This is a genomic window from Caballeronia sp. RCC_10, from assembly GCF_041360715.1.
Classification (GTDB): Bacteria; Pseudomonadota; Gammaproteobacteria; order Burkholderiales; family Burkholderiaceae; genus Caballeronia; species Caballeronia grimmiae.
This window is the reverse complement of the sequence record NZ_JBFUPT010000003.1, coordinates 61,654-80,312: the sequence shown is the minus strand read 5'-3', so window position 1 is coordinate 80,312 and position 18,659 is coordinate 61,654. Positions and strand designations below refer to the sequence as shown.

Annotated in this window: 17 protein-coding genes; 8 read left to right on the top strand and 9 right to left on the bottom strand. The window is 62.3% G+C overall.

The window, feature by feature from the left end; all coding sequences use genetic code 11:
* Positions 1-305: 305 nt before the first annotated feature.
* From hpf to kdsD, 7 genes are all read right to left on the bottom strand, one after another.
* A complete protein-coding gene (gene hpf / locus AB6804_RS07920; RefSeq protein WP_035961789.1) occupies positions 306-668 on the bottom strand; it encodes a ribosome hibernation-promoting factor, HPF/YfiA family in 363 nt (120 codons plus the stop codon).
* Positions 669-852: 184 nt separating this feature from the next.
* Positions 853-2,370 carry an RNA polymerase factor sigma-54 gene (locus tag AB6804_RS07915; RefSeq protein ID WP_370886006.1) on the bottom strand — a complete coding sequence of 506 codons (1,518 nt, stop codon included), beginning with the start codon at positions 2,368-2,370 and terminating at the stop codon, positions 853-855.
* 161 nt (positions 2,371-2,531) lie between these two features.
* On the bottom strand, positions 2,532-3,314 hold the full coding sequence (gene lptB / locus AB6804_RS07910; RefSeq protein ID WP_244793563.1) for an LPS export ABC transporter ATP-binding protein: 783 nt from the start codon (positions 3,312-3,314) through the stop codon (positions 2,532-2,534).
* A complete protein-coding gene (lptA, locus tag AB6804_RS07905) occupies positions 3,311-4,018 on the bottom strand; it encodes a lipopolysaccharide transport periplasmic protein LptA (RefSeq protein WP_370886005.1) in 708 nt (235 codons plus the stop codon). Before lptA ends, lptB begins: the two co-directional genes overlap by 4 nt.
* Positions 4,019-4,053: 35 nt before the next feature.
* Complete coding sequence (lptC, locus tag AB6804_RS07900) at positions 4,054-4,656, bottom strand: LPS export ABC transporter periplasmic protein LptC (RefSeq protein ID WP_370886004.1); 603 nt, start codon at positions 4,654-4,656, stop codon at positions 4,054-4,056.
* Between the two features lie 4 nt (positions 4,657-4,660).
* Positions 4,661-5,200, bottom strand: coding sequence for a KdsC family phosphatase (locus AB6804_RS07895; RefSeq protein WP_370886003.1), 540 nt, complete (start codon positions 5,198-5,200; stop codon positions 4,661-4,663).
* A complete protein-coding gene (kdsD, locus tag AB6804_RS07890; RefSeq protein WP_370886002.1) occupies positions 5,200-6,183 on the bottom strand; it encodes an arabinose 5-phosphate isomerase KdsD in 984 nt (327 codons plus the stop codon). Before kdsD ends, AB6804_RS07895 begins: the two co-directional genes overlap by 1 nt.
* Before the next feature lie 148 nt (positions 6,184-6,331).
* Here kdsD and AB6804_RS07885 point away from each other — a divergent pair, with 148 nt between their 5' ends.
* Genes AB6804_RS07885 through purU form a run of 5 tightly spaced genes read left to right on the top strand, consistent with a single transcriptional unit; the run spans position 6,332 to position 11,322 of the window.
* Positions 6,332-8,326: a cation:proton antiporter gene (locus tag AB6804_RS07885; protein WP_370886001.1), complete on the top strand. Its 1,995-nt coding sequence runs from the start codon at positions 6,332-6,334 to the stop codon at positions 8,324-8,326.
* Between the two features lie 56 nt (positions 8,327-8,382).
* A complete protein-coding gene (locus tag AB6804_RS07880) occupies positions 8,383-8,949 on the top strand; it encodes an adenine phosphoribosyltransferase (protein WP_244793559.1) in 567 nt (188 codons plus the stop codon).
* 1 nt (position 8,950) lies between these two features.
* Positions 8,951-9,565, top strand: coding sequence for a LysE family translocator (locus tag AB6804_RS07875; RefSeq protein ID WP_035961778.1), 615 nt, complete (start codon positions 8,951-8,953; stop codon positions 9,563-9,565).
* Between the two features lie 3 nt (positions 9,566-9,568).
* On the top strand, positions 9,569-10,414 hold the full coding sequence (locus tag AB6804_RS07870; RefSeq protein WP_370886000.1) for a DUF4743 domain-containing protein: 846 nt from the start codon (positions 9,569-9,571) through the stop codon (positions 10,412-10,414).
* Positions 10,415-10,452: 38 nt separating this feature from the next.
* Positions 10,453-11,322: a formyltetrahydrofolate deformylase gene (gene purU, locus AB6804_RS07865; protein WP_370885999.1), complete on the top strand. Its 870-nt coding sequence runs from the start codon at positions 10,453-10,455 to the stop codon at positions 11,320-11,322.
* Between the two features lie 89 nt (positions 11,323-11,411).
* Here the strand turns inward: purU and AB6804_RS07860 are convergent, their stop codons facing one another.
* Both AB6804_RS07860 and uvrA read right to left on the bottom strand, forming a co-directional pair.
* Positions 11,412-12,500 (bottom strand): AI-2E family transporter, encoded by a 1,089-nt coding sequence (locus tag AB6804_RS07860; protein ID WP_370885998.1) that lies wholly within the window; start codon positions 12,498-12,500, stop codon positions 11,412-11,414.
* Between the two features lie 86 nt (positions 12,501-12,586).
* Entirely contained in the window at positions 12,587-15,460 is a 2,874-nt protein-coding gene (gene uvrA, locus AB6804_RS07855) for an excinuclease ABC subunit UvrA (protein WP_370885997.1), read from the bottom strand.
* A 227-nt stretch (positions 15,461-15,687) separates the two neighbouring features.
* Here uvrA and AB6804_RS07850 point away from each other — a divergent pair, with 227 nt between their 5' ends.
* The 3 genes from AB6804_RS07850 (at position 15,688) to AB6804_RS07840 (ending at position 18,547) form a co-directional block, all read left to right on the top strand.
* Positions 15,688-16,890, top strand: a complete 1,203-nt coding sequence (locus AB6804_RS07850; RefSeq protein WP_370885996.1) for an MFS transporter — start codon at positions 15,688-15,690, stop codon at positions 16,888-16,890.
* Between the two features lie 118 nt (positions 16,891-17,008).
* Positions 17,009-17,536: a single-stranded DNA-binding protein gene (locus AB6804_RS07845; RefSeq protein WP_370885995.1), complete on the top strand. Its 528-nt coding sequence runs from the start codon at positions 17,009-17,011 to the stop codon at positions 17,534-17,536.
* 312 nt (positions 17,537-17,848) lie between these two features.
* On the top strand, positions 17,849-18,547 hold the full coding sequence (locus tag AB6804_RS07840) for a response regulator (protein WP_370885994.1): 699 nt from the start codon (positions 17,849-17,851) through the stop codon (positions 18,545-18,547).
* The last annotated feature ends 112 nt before the right edge of the window (positions 18,548-18,659 follow it).

The following is an 18,659-nucleotide window of genomic DNA, read 5'->3' as shown; positions in this document are numbered from 1 at the left end:
GCGTTCTGTTCGGCAAGCCGAAATTAACCGGGCCATTATAGAACAGGCCATAGCGCGATGGTGCGCCGCGCCATGACGTATCGCTGCATTGAAATGTGCAGCACAAAGTTCGGAAAATCAATGCTTTGTGCCACGCTGCCACGCAAAGTGCAACAAAAAAGCCGCCAATTGGCGGCTTAGATGGCTTGCAGCTCCGCCCGGGCGCTCCGGCGATTCGAGGAACTCTTCAAATCACGCCCGCCGTTTGATGGGCGGGCCTGCCGGTTCCGCGCCTCCCGGCGCTCGCGGATTCGCGTGCTGCGCGCTCAGGGCGACGGCGCTTCGCTTTGATGCACTTCCTCACGGTACTTGACGGCTTCATGGGCGTGGCCCTGAATCTTGTCCTTGTGCCTGATGACTTGCCGGTCCAGCTTGTCGACCATCAGGTCGATCGCCGCGTACATATCAGCGTCACAACTCTCGATGAAGATGTCCTTGCCCTTCAGGTGAAGGTTGATTTCCGCCTTGTTGCGCTTGTCCTTTTCCCTACTATGAGTGTCGACCGAGAGGACAACGTTGGCATCCATCACTTGATCGAAATGACGGAGCACTCTGTCCAGCTTCGTGATCACGAACTCGCGCAACGCAGGCGTCAATTCGAGGTGGTGTCCACTGATCTTCAGATTCATAGTTGCTCTCCAAGCTAATGGCCGTTGAATCACGGCGGCTTGCCCGATACCGGTCGGCGGGGCGCCCGTCCGTGTGCTGTCTGACGACGCGCAAGGAGCGGACCGCACCGGCCGGCTCGTACTCGCTCGCGCGATACGGCCGGTAAAAATCCGCCACGACATGCGGCGGATCACAGAGACGGGATCAAAGAGACTTGCGCAGATTCACTGCGGGGATTCTGAGGGCTTCGCGGTACTTCGCAACGGTGCGCCGCGCAACCACGAAACCCTGTTCCGCCAGCAGTTCGGCAATGCGGCTGTCTGAAAGAGGAGTTTTGGGGTCTTCCGCTCCTATCAGTTGCTTGATGAGGGCGCGGATCGCCGTAGACGACGCCGCACCCCCTGTGTCGGTTGAAACGTGCGATCCAAAGAAGTACTTAAATTCAAGCGTCCCGAATGGGGTGAGCATGTACTTCCCGCTGGTCACGCGCGAAACCGTTGATTCGTGCAAGCCCAGCGTATCAGCAATTTCCCTTAAAACCAAGGGCCGCATGGCGATTTCGCCATGTGCGAAGAAGTTCTTCTGACGTTCGACAATGGCCTGTGCGACACGAAGAATCGTCTCGAAACGCTGCTGGATGTTCTTGATCAGCCAGCGTGCTTCCTGCAGCTGCTGACGCAGCGAACCGCTGCCCGGATCGCCGCGATTGTTCCGCAAAATGTTCGCGTACAGATGGTTGATCCGCAGCTTCGGCACGATTTCCGGATTCAGCTCCGCCGTCCAGCCGCCCGACGTCTTGCGCACGAGAATGTCGGGCACGACGTAATCCGCTTCGCTTTTCCCGTACGCGGCGCCCGGAAACGGCTCCAGCGACTTGATCAGCAAGTGCGCGTCCCGCAGCGCGTCGTCGCTTGCCTTGAGTTGCTTGCGCAGGCGCGTGAAGTCGCGCGCAGCAAGCAATTCCAGATGATTCGTGACGATATCCAGCGCCAGCGTTCGCGTAGGCGAGGCATCGAGTCGCAGCAGCTGCAGTTTCAGGCATTCCGACGCCGACCGCCCGCCGACACCTGGCGGGTCGAAGCTCTGTAGCAACGCCAGTGCCGCGCTGAGTTCGTCGACATCGACTTCGAGTTCGTCGGGCAAGTCCGCCTGGATTTCGTCGAGCGAAGCCGTAAGGTAACCGTCCTCGTCCAGCGATTCGATCAGGAACGTGATCAGCGCGCGGTCCCGCTGATTCGCCTGCGTCATTCGAAGTTGCGCGGTCAGATGATCGCGCAGCGTGGTCGTGGATTCGTGGATTTGCAGCGGCGGGAGATCGTCGTCGTCCGACGCGTTGTTCGAGCGGCCATAGTCTTCGAAATTCCACGAACTGGAATCCGTGCCGCCGTCCGAGCTCATGCCGTTGTATTCGTCGACGCCCTGCGGCTCGCTGTTTTCCGAACGTTCGGAACTCGATGAACTGGAGCTCGAGCCGTTGCTGGTCATGGGCTCGGGCGAGGCGCCGCTGGGAGCCGGCGACGTGATGAGCGAACCATCGGCTGCGACGCGCAGCGGGCTTGCGATCCAGTCGTCCTCGTTTTCCAGCAGCGGGTTCTGCGCGACGGCCATTGCCACTTCCTGCTGCAATTCGAGCGTCGACAGCTGCAGCAGCCGGATGGACTGCTGCAGTTGCGGGGTGAGCGCAAGATGCTGCGATAGGCGGAGTTGGAGGCTGGCTTTCATGGCAAAGTTTTATTTCATTGTAGAGAGTTTGCCACGCGCGCGAAACCTCGCAGCGAATCCAAAAAAGCGCGTGCCGCCTCGGCGGGCGGCACGTAAGTTTTGCTACTCTCGTTGCGATGCGGCGCGTTGACCGGTCGATCATCCGCATCGCCGGACGGGCGCTACATGCGGAAATGCTCCCCGAGATACACGCGGCGCACGCTCTCGTTCTCGATAATCTCGCTCGGTGCGCCGGCCGCGAGCACCGAGCCGTCGCTGATGATGTACGCGTGGTCGCAGATGCCGAGCGTTTCGCGCACATTGTGGTCCGTGATGAGCACGCCGATGTTGCGCTGCTTCAGGAACTTCACGATCTTCTGAATCTCGAGCACGGCGATCGGGTCGACGCCCGCGAATGGCTCATCGAGAAGGATGAAGCTCGGATTCGTCGCGAGCGCGCGGGCAATTTCCACGCGACGCCGTTCGCCACCCGACAGCGACAGCGCCGGATTCTCACGCAGATGCGCAATCTGCAGTTCGTCGAGAAGCGCTTCGGCGCGCTGCGTGATGACGTCTTTCGCCAGCCGCTTGCCCGATGTGTCCGTCTGCAGTTCGAGCACCGCGCGAATGTTCTGCTCGACGGTCAGCTTTCTGAACACCGACGCTTCCTGCGGTAGATACGACAGCCCGAGATGTGCGCGCTGATGAATCGGCAGCAGGCTGATGGAGTTGCCGTCGAGGTCGATTTCGCCGGCATCGAGCGGCACGAGGCCGACGATCATATAGAACGATGTGGTCTTGCCCGCGCCGTTCGGACCGAGCAGACCGACGACTTCGCCGCTCTTCACGTCGAGCGACACGTCCTTGACCACCGTGCGCGAGCCGTAACGCTTCTTCAGGTTGCGGACGGCGAGCGAGCTCGACTTGCCGTCCGGCTTGGCTTGAGGCGTGGCGGAGGCGTTCACTGCTGCGGCGTTCCTTGAATGGTGTTCGACGGGGCGAGGGTGGCAGGCGAGCCGTTGAGCGGCGCGGCGCCGCCCGAACGCGGCGCGAGCATCGCGCGCACGCGGCCGCTCGGATTGCCGGGGCCGGCGACGTCCTTGCCGGCGGATGCCGTATAGAAGTCCTTTTGGCCGTCGTAAGTGATGACGCTGCCGCGCACTTCGTCCTGAACCGTCGTCAGGCCTTGCAGGCGGCGCACGACGGCGCGTGTCGTGAGCTTGGTGAAGTCGTTCTTGCCGTCGTAGTCGATACGCACGGCATTGCCTTCGATGTACTCGTTGACGTTATCGCGCTTCTGGCGGAAGTACGAGAGCGAATTGCCGCTCGATGTGCCCGTCGCGTATTGATAGCCCTGCGGGTCCTGCGTCACCTCGACGCGATCGGCGCGGATGATGATCGTGCCTTTCGTCGCGACGACATGACCGGTGAAGACGTTCTTCTGGTTCAGATCGTCGTAGGACATATTGTCCGCTTCGATGTTAAGCGGCTTGTCGCGGTCGGCCTTTTCGGCGTGCGCAGCCGGCGCGTAACCCGCGAGCGGCAGCGCGACGAGCGTGGCGACGGCGGCGCACAGCGCGGCTCGCATCACCCGCTTGGCGCGTGCAGCGCGGTGCGCGAGCGTTGCGCGCACGGGGCCGCCATCGGGATGAGGGAAGCTTTGATTCATGCAGTCACAGTTCGGATGGAATGCCCGGGATCGGATTACTTGGAAGCGCCGCCGTTGATATCCGAGGCGGCGATGGCGCCGCGCACGTTACCGAAGAGCTTCATTTCCCGGGTGACGTTGTTGTAGTTCATGCCGTTGGCGGTCATCACCGACGGACCGCGCTGAAGTTTAACCGGCTTTTCCGTTTCGATGACATCGTCGTTCACCAGCACGCGAAAATGCTGCGAATCCGCCTGCATCTGCGGATCGCCGAAACCGGCGGCGCGGAGGATGCGCGCGTTGTCGTAAAGATCGACGATGGACACGTCGCCGTTCACCGTGCCGCGCTTCGCCGTGGCGGTCACGGTCGGCTTCTGCGGCTGGAACATGCGCATGGCGGGCAGCGTCAGCTCGCTGATCTCGTCGTCCTCGTAGTGCAGCATCGACTTCGCGGTGAGGCGATATTGCGTCGTGCCGGTCGTATCGAGTTCGGAGACGGAGAAGTTGTCCGCGAAATAGTCGGGCGTGTGGCGCTTGGCCTGCTCGGGCGCCTGTGGTGCGGACGGAAGCGTCGCCTGCAGCAGCCAGTAGGTGATGCCCGCGAGCGCCGCCATCGCGACGAGCGGCAGGAGCGAGGCGAGGCGTCGGGTCTGCGGCATCGCGTCAGGCTCCGAGCGCCGCAGCGAGCAAGTCGTCGTAGCGGCCTTGCGCGCGAAGAATCGCATCGCAGACTTCGCGCACGGCGCCGTGGCCGCCGCGAAGCGTCGCAACGAAGTGCACGCGCCGAATGACTTCGGCGTGGGCGTTTGCCGGCGCGGCCGCGAAGCCGCAGCGGCTCATTACGGCGAGATCGGGCCAGTCGTCGCCCATGTAGCCGGCGTCGGCGGCCGAAATGCCGGTCTTCGCGAGCAATTCATCGAGCGCGGCCGTCTTGTCTTCGACGCCCTGATACAGATGCGTGATGCCCAGTTCCTTCGCGCGCGCCGCGACGATGCCCGATTGCCGCCCGGTGATGATCGCCGTCTGCACGCCGATGCGCTCCAGTTGCTTCAGGCCATAACCGTCGAGCGAATTGAACGACTTCATCGTGTCGCCGTCGGCGCTGAAGTACAGGCTGCCGCCGGTGAAGACGCCGTCGATATCGAAGGCCATGAGCCGGATGCGGCTCGCGCGCTCGGCGGCGGGGGAAGGCTTCTGCGCCATCAAATTACCTTCTTGGAGAAGAGGTCGTGCATGTTCAGTGCGCCGATCAGCGTCGCGTTCTCGTCGACGACCAGCATCTGATTGATGCGATAGCGCTCCATCAGTTCCACGGCTTCGACGGCGAGATGGTCCGGTCCGATGGTGCGCGGATTGCGCGTCATCACGTCGGCGAGCTTCATCGAGCGGAAATCGCCGTCGCGCTGAAGGATGCGGCGCAGGTCGCCATCCGTGAAGATGCCTTCGACGTGACGGTTCTCGTTGACCACGGCCGTCATGCCCATGCGCTTGTCGGTGATCTGAAACAGCGCGTCCGATACGGTCGCGTCGAGCGGCACGACGGGCACTTCATCGCCAACGCGCATCACGTCGCGCACGTAGGTCAGCAGACGCCGGCCGAGCGCGCCGCCCGGATGCGAACGGGCGAAGTCGTCGGGGCCGAAGCCGCGTGCGTCGAGCACGGCGACAGCGAGCGCGTCGCCGAGCGCCATCGCGGCCGTGGTGCTCGCGGTGGGCGCGAGATTCAGCGGGCACGCTTCCTTTTCGACGCGCGCGTTCAGATGCATGTCCGCCAGTTGCGCGAGGCTCGATTCGGGGCGTCCCGTAATGGCGATGAGTTTCGCGCCGAGGCGCTTGATGAGCGGCAGGATGGCGACGAGTTCTTCCGTTTCGCCCGAATTCGACAACGCGATGAAGATGTCGTCGGCGGTGACCATGCCGAGATCGCCGTGGCTCGCTTCGGCGGGATGCACGAAGAACGCCGGCGTGCCGGTGCTCGCGAGCGTCGCCGCGAACTTGCGCGCGACATGTCCCGACTTGCCGATGCCCGACACCACCACGCGTCCACGGCAGCCCAGCAGCACTTCGACAGCGTTCGTGAAATCGTGGTCGAGAAGGTCTGAAAGCCCGCGAACAGCGTCGGCTTCGATCTGGATTACGTTGCGAGCCAGCGCCAGCGCCCGGTCGCCATTGATTTTCGCTATCATTCGCTGAGTATACCAAAGGCGTTTCTTCGCCGCGCCGCATGGGGCGTGGCGTTCGCACGCGAAACTCCCTGGCGCCAGGGGCTTTTTCAAGACGCCGAATGCGTCTTCGACGCGTTTCGGAAACCTGACGAACGAGGACGCTGGACGGATGACCTCTCCGCTGGAATTGACGCTGCTGTTGCTGCTGTGTTCGGTGGCGGGCGTCGTGATCTTTCGCTTCTTCAATCTGCCGCCAATGCTCGGTTATCTGGCGGTTGGCATCATCGTAGGTCCGCATGCGGCCGGTATCGCGCCGGACACCGAGCAGGCCCAGCATCTCGCCGAATTCGGCGTGGTGTTCCTGATGTTCTCCATTGGTCTCGAATTCTCGCTCGCCAAGCTGCGGACGATGCGGCGCATCGTGTTCGGACTCGGCGCGAGCCAGGTCGCCGCGACCGTCGTGCTCGCGCTGCTATTCGGCTGGATCGCCCACTTCTGGGTCAGCATGTCGTGGCAGGCGAGCTTCGCGCTCGGCGGCGCACTGTCGATGTCTTCCACTGCGATCGTGAGCAAGCTGCTGGCCGAGCGGCTGGAACTCGAATCGGAGCATGGCCGCAACATCTTCGGCGTGCTGCTGTTTCAGGATCTGGCGGTGGTGCCGCTGCTCATCATCATCGCGGCGTTCGGCAACGGCAATTCGTCGCAGCTTGCGATGTGGCTCGGCATCGCGGCGGTAAAGATCGTCGTCGCGTTGACGGTGCTGCTGTTCCTGGGGCAGAAGTTCATGACGCGCTGGTTCGACCTGGTCGCGCGCCGCCGCTCGCAAGAACTCTTCATGCTGAACCTGTTGCTGGTCACGCTCGGGGCGGCGTTCATCACGGACAAGTTCGGGCTGTCGCTCGCGCTCGGCGCGTTCATCGCGGGAATGCTGATCGCGGAAACGCCGTACCGGCATCAGGTGGAAGAGGACATCAAGCCGTTCCGCGACGTGCTGCTCGGCCTGTTCTTCGTGACGACCGGCATGCTGCTCAACCCGCGCGTGATCTGGGAGCATCCGTTCCTCGTGCTCGCGTTTTTCTTCGTGCCGATTCTGCTGAAGGCCGTGATGGTCACCGGGCTTGCGCGGCTGTTCGGCTCGCCGCCCGGCGTTGCGATGCGTACGGGCCTCGGGCTCGCGCAGGCGGGCGAATTCGGCTTCGTGCTGCTGAATTTGATCCTCGATTCGCATCTCGTCGATCCGATCATCCTTCAGGCGCTGCTCTCCGCGATGCTGCTTTCCATGCTCGCCGCGCCGTTCATCATCCAGAACGCGGACCGGATCGTGCTGCGGCTGTCGTCGACGGAATGGATGCTGCAGTCGCTGCAAATGACGAAGATCGCGACGCAAAGCCTGAAGCAGAGCGGCCACGTGATCATTTGCGGATACGGCCGCGCGGGACAAAACCTCGCGCGCATGCTGGAGCAGGAAGGCATCTCCTACGTGGCGCTCGACCTTGACCCGGATCGCGTCGCGGCGGCGGCGGCGGCGGGCGAATCGGTCGTGTTCGGCGATGCGGGGCGGCGCGAATCGCTCGGCGCGGCGGGCCTGAACCGCGCGGCGGCGGTCGCCATCACGTATGCGAACACGCCGTCCGCGATGCGCGTGCTGCACAACATCCACGAACTTGCACCGACGCTGCCCGTCATCGTGCGCACCGTCGACGACGCCGATCTCGAAAAGCTGACCGCCGCAGGCGCGACGGAAGTGATTCCGGAGATCGTCGAGGGCAGTCTGATGCTCGCATCGCACACGCTCGTGCTGATGGGCGTGCCGATGCGCCGCGTGGTGCGCCGCGTCGAGGAAATGCGCGACGCGCGCTACAGCCTGCTGCGCGGCTACTTCCACGGCGCCGACGACTTCGAGGACGACGATGGCCACGAGCAGGTGCGGCTACAATCCGTACCCATCGACGAAAAATCGGACGCCGTCGGGCACTCACTCGACGATCTCGGGCTCGTCGGCAATGGTGTCGAGGTGACCGCGATCCGGCGTCACGGCATCCGGGGCGTCGAACCCGACCCCGAAACGAAGTTGCGCGCGAACGATATCGTCGTTCTGCGCGGGTTGCCCGAAGTGCTCGCGCAAGCCGAGGAACGGCTCTCGCGCAATCGCCGGGCGGCGTAATCTCATCTTGATTCAGGCGGCGCGCGGCCTCACAGCGCGGCTATCCCGGAGAAGTCATGTCTCATATCCCTTCGAGCGCCCCGTCCGACGCCGCGCGCTTCATCAAGGAACGCGTTCGCACCGTCGAAAACTGGCCGCAGCCCGGCGTGCAGTTCCGCGACATCACGCCCGTGCTGCAGGACCGGAAGGCGCTGCGCACGCTGATCGACCTGTTCGTGCAGCGTTACATCGACGCCGACGTGAACGTGATCGCCGGCATGGATGCGCGCGGCTTCATCATCGGGCCGATTCTCGCGTACGAGCTGAGTCTCGGCTTCGTGCCGATCCGCAAGAAGGGCAAGCTGCCGTATCGCACGCTGTCGCAGTCGTATGAGCTCGAGTACGGCAGCGCGACGGTCGAGATTCACGAGGATGCCTGCAAGCCGGGCGATCGCGTCGTAATCGTCGATGATCTGGTCGCGACCGGCGGCACGATGATGGCCGGCAAGATCCTGCTCGAGCGGCTCGGCGCGGAAGTCGTCGAAGCGGCGGCGATCATCGACCTGCCCGATCTCGGCGGCTCGAAACTGCTGCGCGACGGCGGCGTGCCGCTCTACACCGTTTGCGAATTCGGAGGGCATTGAGATGCCGCACTTCCTGCTGTTTCTCGCGGCATCGGTTGCGATCACCGTCGCGCCGGGGCCGGACAATCTGCAGGTGCTCGCACGCGGCATCTCGCAAGGGCGGCTTGCGGGCGTCGTCGCCGCGCTCGGCTTTGCGTGCGGCGTGATCTTCCACACGACGCTCGCCGCGCTCGGCGTCGCCGCGCTGCTGCGTTCGTCGCCGGTCGCGTTCCAGGCGGTGAAGCTCGCCGGCGCCGCTTATCTGGTGTGGATCGGCATCAAGGCGCTCAGAAGCCACGGGCTCGCGACGGCGCACGAGCGCCCGAGCCAGCCGCTGTCGACCGTGTTCCGCCAGAGCGTGATCGGCAACCTGCTGAATCCGAAGGTCACGCTGTTCTTCATCGTGTTCCTGCCGCAATTCGTCGATCCGCATGGCGCGCAAAGCGTGATGCTGCAGATGTTCGAACTGGGCGGCCTGTTCATGCTGCAAACCGTCGTCGTGTTCTCGGTGTTCGGCATCGGCGCGGGGATGATCGGCGCGTGGCTCAAGCGCCGTCCGCGCGTCGGCGCGTGGCTGGATCGGCTCGCGGGCGTCACGTTCATCGCGCTGGGCGTTCGCGTCGCGTTCAAGGACTGACACATGAGCTTGCCTGCGATCATCGCGGCCCGCCGCTTCGACGCTTCGGCGCATGCGCCGTTTCTGATAGGCGATGACCGCGTCGGCTGGATTCGCCGCACGGACACCGCGCTGCTTGCGCGCTGGCCGGAAACCTTCGTGATCGACGACGAGACGGTGCGGCTGCATCCGACGCTCACCAACGTGGACACGCGCACGGCGGCGCTCGCGACGGTTATCGCCGCACTTCGGGCCGACGGCAAAATTCCCGGCTGGCGCGACGAGACGTTCGCGATCCGCAACGACTTCGACGCCGCGCCGCTCGCGTTCATCGAGCGCGCGGCATCGCGCTTCTTCGGCACGATGACCTACGCGGTGCATTTGAACGGCATCGTAAAATATCGGGACAGTGCGCCGCAGTTGTGGATCGCGCGCCGCAGCGACACGAAGGCGGCCGATCCCGGCATGCTCGACAACGTCGTGGCGGGCGGCATCGGCTGGGGAATGGGCGTCGAGCCGACGCTCGTGAAGGAATGCTGGGAAGAGGCGGGGATGCCCGCGGAACTCGCGTCGACGGCCACGCCGGGCGGTGTGTTCCATGTGCTGCAAACCATTCCCGAAGGTACGCAGGCAGAGCAGCTTTTCGTGTACGACGTCGTGTTGCCGGAGAGCTTTGTCCCGCGCAATCAGGACGGCGAGGTGGGCGAGCATCGGCTTGCGCGCATCGAGGATGTCGCGCGGTGGATCGAAGAAGGCGAACTCACCGTCGATGCGAGCCTCGCGACGCTCGATTGCCTGCTGCGCCATCAATGGATCGACGCGGACGCCTGCGAAGGTCTCGACGCGATTTACGCGCCGCCCCAAGTGTGAAATCAAGCATCAACGAATGAGGAAGGAGTGACCGGTTCATGTCGACCGAACATAGTTTCATCCTGAAGTTGTCGTGCCCGGATCGTCCGGGAATCGTGCATGCCGTCTCTGGTTTCCTGTTCGATCTCGGCGCGAACATTCTCGATTCCGCGCAATTCGGCGACAGCCGCACCGGCGAGTTCTTCATGCGGGTGCATTTTCAGGAGGTGGGCGGCGATCCGGGCGTGGAAGCGCTACGCCGCTCGTTCACCGCGCTCGCCGATGAGTTCGGCATGCAATGGGAATTGCACGATGCATCGGTGAAGCCGCGCGTGGTCATCATGGTGTCGAAAATCGGCCATTGCCTGAACGACTTGCTGTTCCGCTATCGCACGGGCCAATTGCCGATCGAGATTCCGGCGATCGTGTCGAATCACAAGGATTTTTATCAGCTCGCCGCAAGCTACGACATTCCTTTCCATCATTTGCCGCTGATGAACGCGACGCCGGAAGGGAAAGCGGCGCAGGAATCGCGCGTGATGGAGATCATCGATCAGCACGAAACGGATCTCGTCGTGCTCGCGCGCTATATGCAGATTTTGTCGCCCGAGATGTGCGACAAACTCGCCGGCCGCGCGATCAACATTCACCATTCGTTCTTGCCGAGTTTCAAGGGAGCGAAGCCGTACTATCAGGCGTTCGATCGCGGCGTGAAGCTGATCGGCGCAACCGCGCATTACGTGACGACCGATCTGGACGAAGGCCCGATCATCGAGCAGGAAGTGGAGCGGGTGGACCACAGCATGACGCCGGATCAACTCACGGCGATCGGCCGCGACGTCGAATGCGTGACGCTCGCGCGCGCGGTGAAGTGGCATGTGGAGCATCGCATCGTGCTGAACGGAAGTAAAACCGTCGTGTTCCGTTGAAGCGCCGGTTTCTGGCCGAACACGAAAAAGCCCGCTGGTCATTCGACTCAGCGGGCTTTGTCTTTTAGTCTTTCAGTCGCGGCAAAAAATCAGACGAGCCGCAGATAAATCAGTTCGCGCTTGATATACGCATAAAAAATAGGCGCGGCGATGACGCCTGGAAGGCCGAATGCGGCTTCCATCGCCAGCATCGCGAGAAGCAATTCCCACGCGCGCGCTTCGATCTGGCCGCCGATAATGCGCGCGTTCAGAAAGTATTCGAGCTTGTGAATGACGATGAGAAAGGCGAGCGATGCGACCGCTGTCCCGAACGACACGGACAGCGAGATGCCGACGATGATCGTATTCGATATCAAATTGCCGATTACCGGCAGCAAGCCGACGATGAACGTGATCAACACGAGCGTCTTCGAAAGCGGCAGGCGTTCGTGGAATAGCGGCAGTGCGACGAGAAGATAAAGCGCGGTAAAAAGCGCGTTGATCGCGGAAATCTTGATTTGCGCAAAAACGATGCGCCGGAATGCATCTGAAAAACGCTGAACGCGCGTGACGAGCGCCGTCGAAAGCGGCAGCCGATGCGACTGCTTCGGCACGCCTACCGCGACAATCGCGCCGATGATCATGCCAATCAGAATATGCCCGAAGCCACGCGCCATCTCGCGGCCGCCCTGCTGCAATTGCTCGGCGTGGCGGTGCATCAGATCGGCGGCGCGTTCCTTCATCTGGCCGGCATCGACGGGCAAGTAGGTGGCGATCCAGTTCGGCACGCGCAGCCGCGCATGGGAGGTGATCGTCATCAACTGGTCGAGCAGTTTCTGCATGCTCGGGACGTCGCGTTCGAAGTGCTCGATCGTCGCGATGGTCGCGCCCGTCAGCCCGCCGATGATGATCGCCGATATCAGCACCACCGCTATGAGGCGCGCGCCCTTGCTCATCACATGACGCTCGATGACCGGCGCGATCATGTGGACGAGCTGGAACACGAGCATGCCCGCGAGGAGCGCGCCCAGCAGTTTGAGATGGAGCACGGAGAACATCGCGAGAAACGCCACGAGATAGCTGCCGATCTCGACCGCCGAGAGTTTGGGCATGCTCATGTCGCTCGTCAGCCTGACGGGGCGCGCGGGCAGGTCCCGTACGCGTCGCTCGTCGTTGGCCGCTTCGTTGCGCTTCCCCATGACTGCGTTCCCTTTCGCTGCTGGTTACAACGGTTGTCCGTACCGCGGCGCGCGGCTTTTGTCTTGTCACCGCGCCCGCGCCGGCGTCACGCCGCCGATTTCGGACGCTGCAGCAAGGGCGCGAGATACCTTCCGGTAAAGCTCGCCTTCGTCTTCGCGACCTGCTCCGGCGTCCCCTGCGCGATGATCTGCCCGCCGCCTGCGCCGCCTTCCGGACCCAGGTCGATGACCCAGTCAGCGGTTTTGATCACGTCGAGATTATGCTCGATGATGACCACTGTGTTGCCCTGATCGCGCAGCCGGTGAATCACTTCGAGCAGCAGCGCGATGTCGTGGAAGTGCAGTCCGGTGGTCGGTTCGTCGAGGATATAGAGTGTCCGACCGGTGTCGCGCTTGCTCAGTTCCAGCGAGAGCTTGACGCGCTGCGCCTCGCCGCCCGACAACGTGGTCGCCGACTGGCCGAGCCGGATGTAGCCCAGACCGACGTCGAGCAGCGTCTTGAGCTTGCGCGCGACCACCGGCACCGGCTTGAAGAACTCGTGCGCGGCTTCCACCGTCAGGTCCAGCACTTCGCTGATGTTCTTGCCTTTGTACTGGATGTCCAGCGTCTCGCGGTTGTAGCGCTTGCCGTGGCACACGTCGCAAGGCACGTAGACGTCCGGCAGGAAGTGCATTTCCACCTTCAGGACGCCGTCGCCCTGGCACGCTTCGCAGCGTCCGCCCTTGACGTTGAACGAGAAGCGGCCCGCCTCGTAGCCGCGTTCCTTCGCGGCCGGCACGCCGGCGAAAAGTTCGCGGATTGGTGTGAAGAGGCCGGTATAGGTGGCCGGATTCGAGCGAGGCGTGCGGCCGATCGGCGATTGATCGACGGCGATCACCTTGTCGAAATGCTCCAGACCTTCGATCGATTCGTATGGCGCCGGCTCCGTCGACGAGCCGTAAAGATGCTGCGCGACCGCGTGCTGAAGCGTGTCGTTGATGAGCGTCGATTTCCCCGAGCCCGACACGCCCGTCACGCACGTCAGCAACCCGACGGGCAGATCGAGCGTCACGCGCTTCAGATTATTGCCGTGCGCCTCGACGATGCGCAGCCGCCGCTCGTCCGGCGTATTGCGCTTTTCCGGGTAGCTGATCGTGCGCTTGCCCGACAGATACTGCCCCGTGATCGAGTTCGGGTCTTTCTGCACCTGATTCGGCGTACCCTGAGCGACGATCACTCCGCCGTGCTCGCCCGCGCCCGGCCCCATGTCGACGACGTAGTCCGCCATGCGGATCATGTCCTCGTCGTGCTCGACGACGATCACCGAATTGCCGATATCGCGCAGATGCTTCAGCGTATCGATCAGACGGTCGTTGTCGCGCTGGTGCAGGCCGATCGACGGTTCATCGAGCACGTACATCACGCCCGTAAGTCCGGAGCCGATCTGCGAAGCAAGCCGGATGCGCTGCGCCTCGCCGCCCGAAAGCGTTTCGGCGCTGCGCTCGAGCGACAGGTAATCCAGCCCGACGTTATTCAGAAACGACAGCCGCGCGACGATTTCCTTCACCACTTTGTCGGCGATCTCGGCCTTCGAGCCTTCGAGCCGCAGTGACTCGAAGTAGCCGAGCGTGTCGCGCAACGGCCAGCCGCTGACTTCATAGATGCCGCGTGCGTGCTCGCCCGCGCCGATTTTCACGAAGCGCGCCTCGCGCCGCAAGCGCGTGCCGTCGCACGCGGGGCACGGCTGATTGTTCTGATACTTGGCGAGTTCTTCGCGCACGGCGGCGGAATCCGTCTCACGATACCGCCGTTCGAGATTCGGAATGATGCCTTCGAACGCATGCTCGCGAACCGACGCGCGGCCGCGCTCGTTGATGTACGAGAACGGGATCGACTGTTTGCCCGAGCCGTAGAGCAGCGTCTTGCGCACTTTCTCCGGCAACTCTTCGAACGGAGCGTCGATGTCGAACTCGTAAAATGCCGCAAGGCTCTGCAGCATTTGAAAATAGAACTGATTGCGGCGGTCCCAGCCCTTCACGGCGCCCGCGGCCAGCGACAGCGACGGATGCGCCACCACGCGCTTCGGATCGAAGAACGTGATCTGGCCGAGGCCGTCGCATTCGGGGCACGCGCCCATCGGATTGTTGAACGAGAACAGGCGCGGCTCGAGCTCGGGCAGCGAATACGAGCAGATCGGGCACGCGAACTTCGAGCTGAAGAGCTTCTCGCGATCCGTGTCCATCTCGAGCGCGATCGCGCGGCCGTCCGCGAGACGCAGCGCCGTTTCGAACGACTCCGCGAGGCGCTGCTTCATGTCCGGGCGCACTTTCAGGCGGTCGATGACGACGTCGATCGTGTGCTTGTCGTTCTTCTTGAGCTTCGGCAGCGAATCGACTTCATAGATTTTCGCGACGCCTTCGTTCGCCGTGCCGCCGCCCGACCGAATGCGAAAGCGGATAAAGCCCTGCGCCTGCATCTCCTCGAAAAGCTCGGCGTGCTCGCCCTTGCGGTCGGCGACTACGGGCGCCAGGATCATCAGCTTGGACTCTTCGGGCAGCGCGAGTGCCGCATCGACCATTTGGGAGACGCTTTGCGCTTCGAGCGGAATCAGGTGATCCGGGCAATACGGCGTGCCGACGCGCGCGAACAGCAGACGCAAATAATCGTGGATTTCCGTGACGGTGCCGACCGTCGAACGCGGATTATGCGACGTGGCCTTCTGCTCGATGGAAATAGCCGGCGACAAACCTTCGATCAGATCGACGTCCGGCTTTTCCATCAACTGCAGGAACTGGCGCGCGTAGGCGGAAAGACTTTCGACATAGCGGCGCTGACCTTCGGCGTAAAGCGTATCGAAGGCGAGCGACGACTTGCCCGACCCGGACAACCCCGTAATCACGATCAGCTTGTGACGCGGCAAGTCGAGACTGACGTTCTTCAAATTGTGGGTGCGAGCCCCACGAATGCGAATTTCTTCCACGAGTTTGTTCCAGCTGCGAGCGGGAAAGGAGAAGGGCCAAACCTGCTACTATAACGACTTTTGCAGGGCGCGGCGCCCGTGCGCGGGGGCCGAAGACAGGCGCCACAAGGCCGGCGCGCCACGAGCCGTCCGTCGCATGTGGTGCCGTTTCGAGCAAGAACAAGGCGGCCGCGCCTGGCGTCCAGCCGGCCGGGCTAGACGCGACTCTCATCCATTTCCCGTTTCTGATGTCCAATCCGTCTGCCACGTCCACACGTCTGAGCGCGCCGGAACTGCGCGCGACCGTGTCGCTCGCTGCCATCTTCGCTCTGCGCATGCTCGGCCTCTTCATGATCATGCCGGTGTTTTCCATCTACGCGAAAACGATCCCCGGCGGCGACAACGTGCTGCTCGTAGGCATCGCGCTGGGCGCTTACGGCGTCACCCAGTCGATGCTCTATATCTTCTACGGCTGGATCTCGGACAAGTTCGGCCGCAAGCCGGTGATCGCCTTTGGGCTGCTGGTGTTTGCGCTCGGCAGCTTCATCGCCGCCATCGGGCACTCAATGACGTGGATCATCGTCGGGCGCGTGATCCAGGGGATGGGCGCGGTGTCGTCGGCGGTGATCGCGTTCATCGCGGACCTGACGCACGAGGAAAATCGCACCAAGGCCATGGCGATGGTCGGCGGCAGCATCGGCGTCTCGTTCGCGGTGGCGATCGTCGGTGCGCCGATCGTGTTTCACTGGGTCGGAATGAGCGGACTGTTCACGGTGATCGGCGTGCTGTCGATTCTCGCGGTCGGCGTGGTGCTGTGGATCGTGCCCGATCCGCCGATGCCCCCGGTGCACGTCAAGGCGCCTTTTGCCGAAGTGCTGCGCAACGTGGAGTTGTTGCGCCTGAATTTCGGCGTGCTGGTGCTGCACGCAACGCAGACCGCGCTCTTTCTCGTCGTGCCGCGCATTCTCGAGGCGGGCGGCCTGCCGGTCGCGTCGCACTGGAAGATCTACCTGCCCGTGATGGGGCTTGCTTTCGTGATGATGGTGCCCGCAATTATCGCCGCCGAAAAGCGCGGAAAAATGAAAGGCGTCATGCTGGGTGCGATCGGGCTTATCCTGTCCGGACAGTTGTTATTGGGCGCTGCTCCCCATACGCTATGGTCCGTGGCCGCCATTCTCTTCGTGTACTTCCTCGGCTTCAACGTGCTCGAGGCGTCGCAGCCGTCGCTCGTGTCGAAGCTCGCGCCGGGCACGCGCAAGGGAGCGGCTGCGGGCGTTTACAACACGACGCAGTCGATCGGGCTGGCGCTTGGCGGCGTCATCGGCGGCTGGCTGCTGAAGGTGGACGGGTCGAGCGCGGTGTTCTTCGCGTGTTCGGCGCTGGTGCTGGCGTGGCTCGTCGTGGCGGCGTGGATGAAGCCGCCTCCGCGAAAAGCCGGGCGTGCGGCTTAGAAGAAGTTTCAATCATTCGAATTGAGTCAGCGCGGTGCTTTTCTGAATTCAGCCGATAAAAGATCGGCCCGAAAAGCGTCGTATTGCTGACAGTGGCAAGGAATCAACCGGAGAAATCATGGCATCTGTCAACAAGGTCATTCTCGTAGGCAATCTGGGCGCCGACCCGGAAACGCGCTACCTCCCGAGCGGCGACGCCGTGGCGAACATTCGCCTCGCAACGACCGATCGTTATAAGGACAAATCGTCCGGCGAAATGAAGGAACTCACGGAGTGGCATCGGGTTGCGTTCTTTGGGCGTCTCGCGGAAATCGTCAACGAATATCTGAAGAAGGGTTCGTCGGTTTATATCGAGGGACGCATTCGTACGCGGAAATGGACGGATCAAGCCGGGCAAGAGAAGTACTCGACCGAAATCGTCGCAGACCAGATGCAAATGCTCGGCGGGCGCGGCGGCGCGGGCGGCGGTGGCGATGACGGCGGATACAGCCGCAGCGCGCCGATGGAACGTTCGGGCGGCGGCGGACGTGCTGCGTCCGGCGGGGGCGCAGGCCCGCGCGCAGGCGGGTCAGGTGGGGGCGCGAGCCGTCCTAGCGCGCCAGCCGGCGGCGGCTTCGACGACATGGACGACGATATCCCTTTCTAAAGCGGACATCTGCTAATTAGCAAAATGGGTCTTCGGCCGCTGGCCGAAGACCCATTTTTTTTAATCTGCATTGAACGCCGCACCGATATTCATCGGTTGCAATTAAGCTGCCATTAGACAAGAAATTTTAATTGGTCTAATGGGACTTGTCCTATGGCTTGCACGTTATTTGCGTCTTATGTTGAAAACATATTCCGGCGGCGCGGGTGTTTGCTTGAAGCCATAGGGTAATTGATGAATTAATGCGGTTTGCGTGTAACCAATAACCGCAAGCCGAATCAAACTGCCCCGGATTAAAACGATTCTCGCTGCATGATTTGTCGCGAGATAATCGCCAAAAATAACGGTAATGCCGGGGGACTTTTGAAGCTTCGTATAGTGTTGGCTGACGACCATCCCTTCGTACTTCTTGGGATGAAGGCGCTCTTCGACGCCGATGATGGGCTTGAGGTTGTTGGCGAAGCGACGAATGTGAGCGGCTTACTCGATGAACTCACAAAGACATCCTGTGACGTATTGGTCACCGATTTTGCCATGCCCGAGCCTGCGCTGATTGCCAACGATGGCCTGCGGCTGATCCGCAGGGTCCGGCAGGATTGGCCGCACGTAGTAATCGTCGTATTAACGAGTGTCACTAATGTTGCGATCCTCCGATCCATTCTTAACGCAGGTGCGATGGGGCTGGTAAATAAGGCCGAGCCGATTGAACTCGTTCCTGCGGCCGTGCGCTTTACGAAAATTGGCCGTCGTTACGTAAGCGCCTCTTTCGTCGCCGCGCTGGCTGAAGCGGGAAGTGAAACCGATTTCTCTCCCGATCCGCCGCGACTTTCGCCTAGAGAGATTGAAGTGGTGACACTCTTCGCAAAAGGCCGGTCGATCACGGAAATCGCGAATGAACTTGAGCGCGACGTACGGACGGTCAGTCGTCAGAAACGCGATGCAATGAATAAGCTGGGTGTAAGAAATGATCCCGGTTTGTTCGCATTTGTAAGAGCGCGCGGACTCGGCTGAGTTTACGGCGCGTCATTTTTATTTCGGATGCATCTTATGTATTTCGATGTTCGGGTATCAGATGATTATATATCGGGAATCCGAATCAAATATAAGTTCGCACAACGCGTTG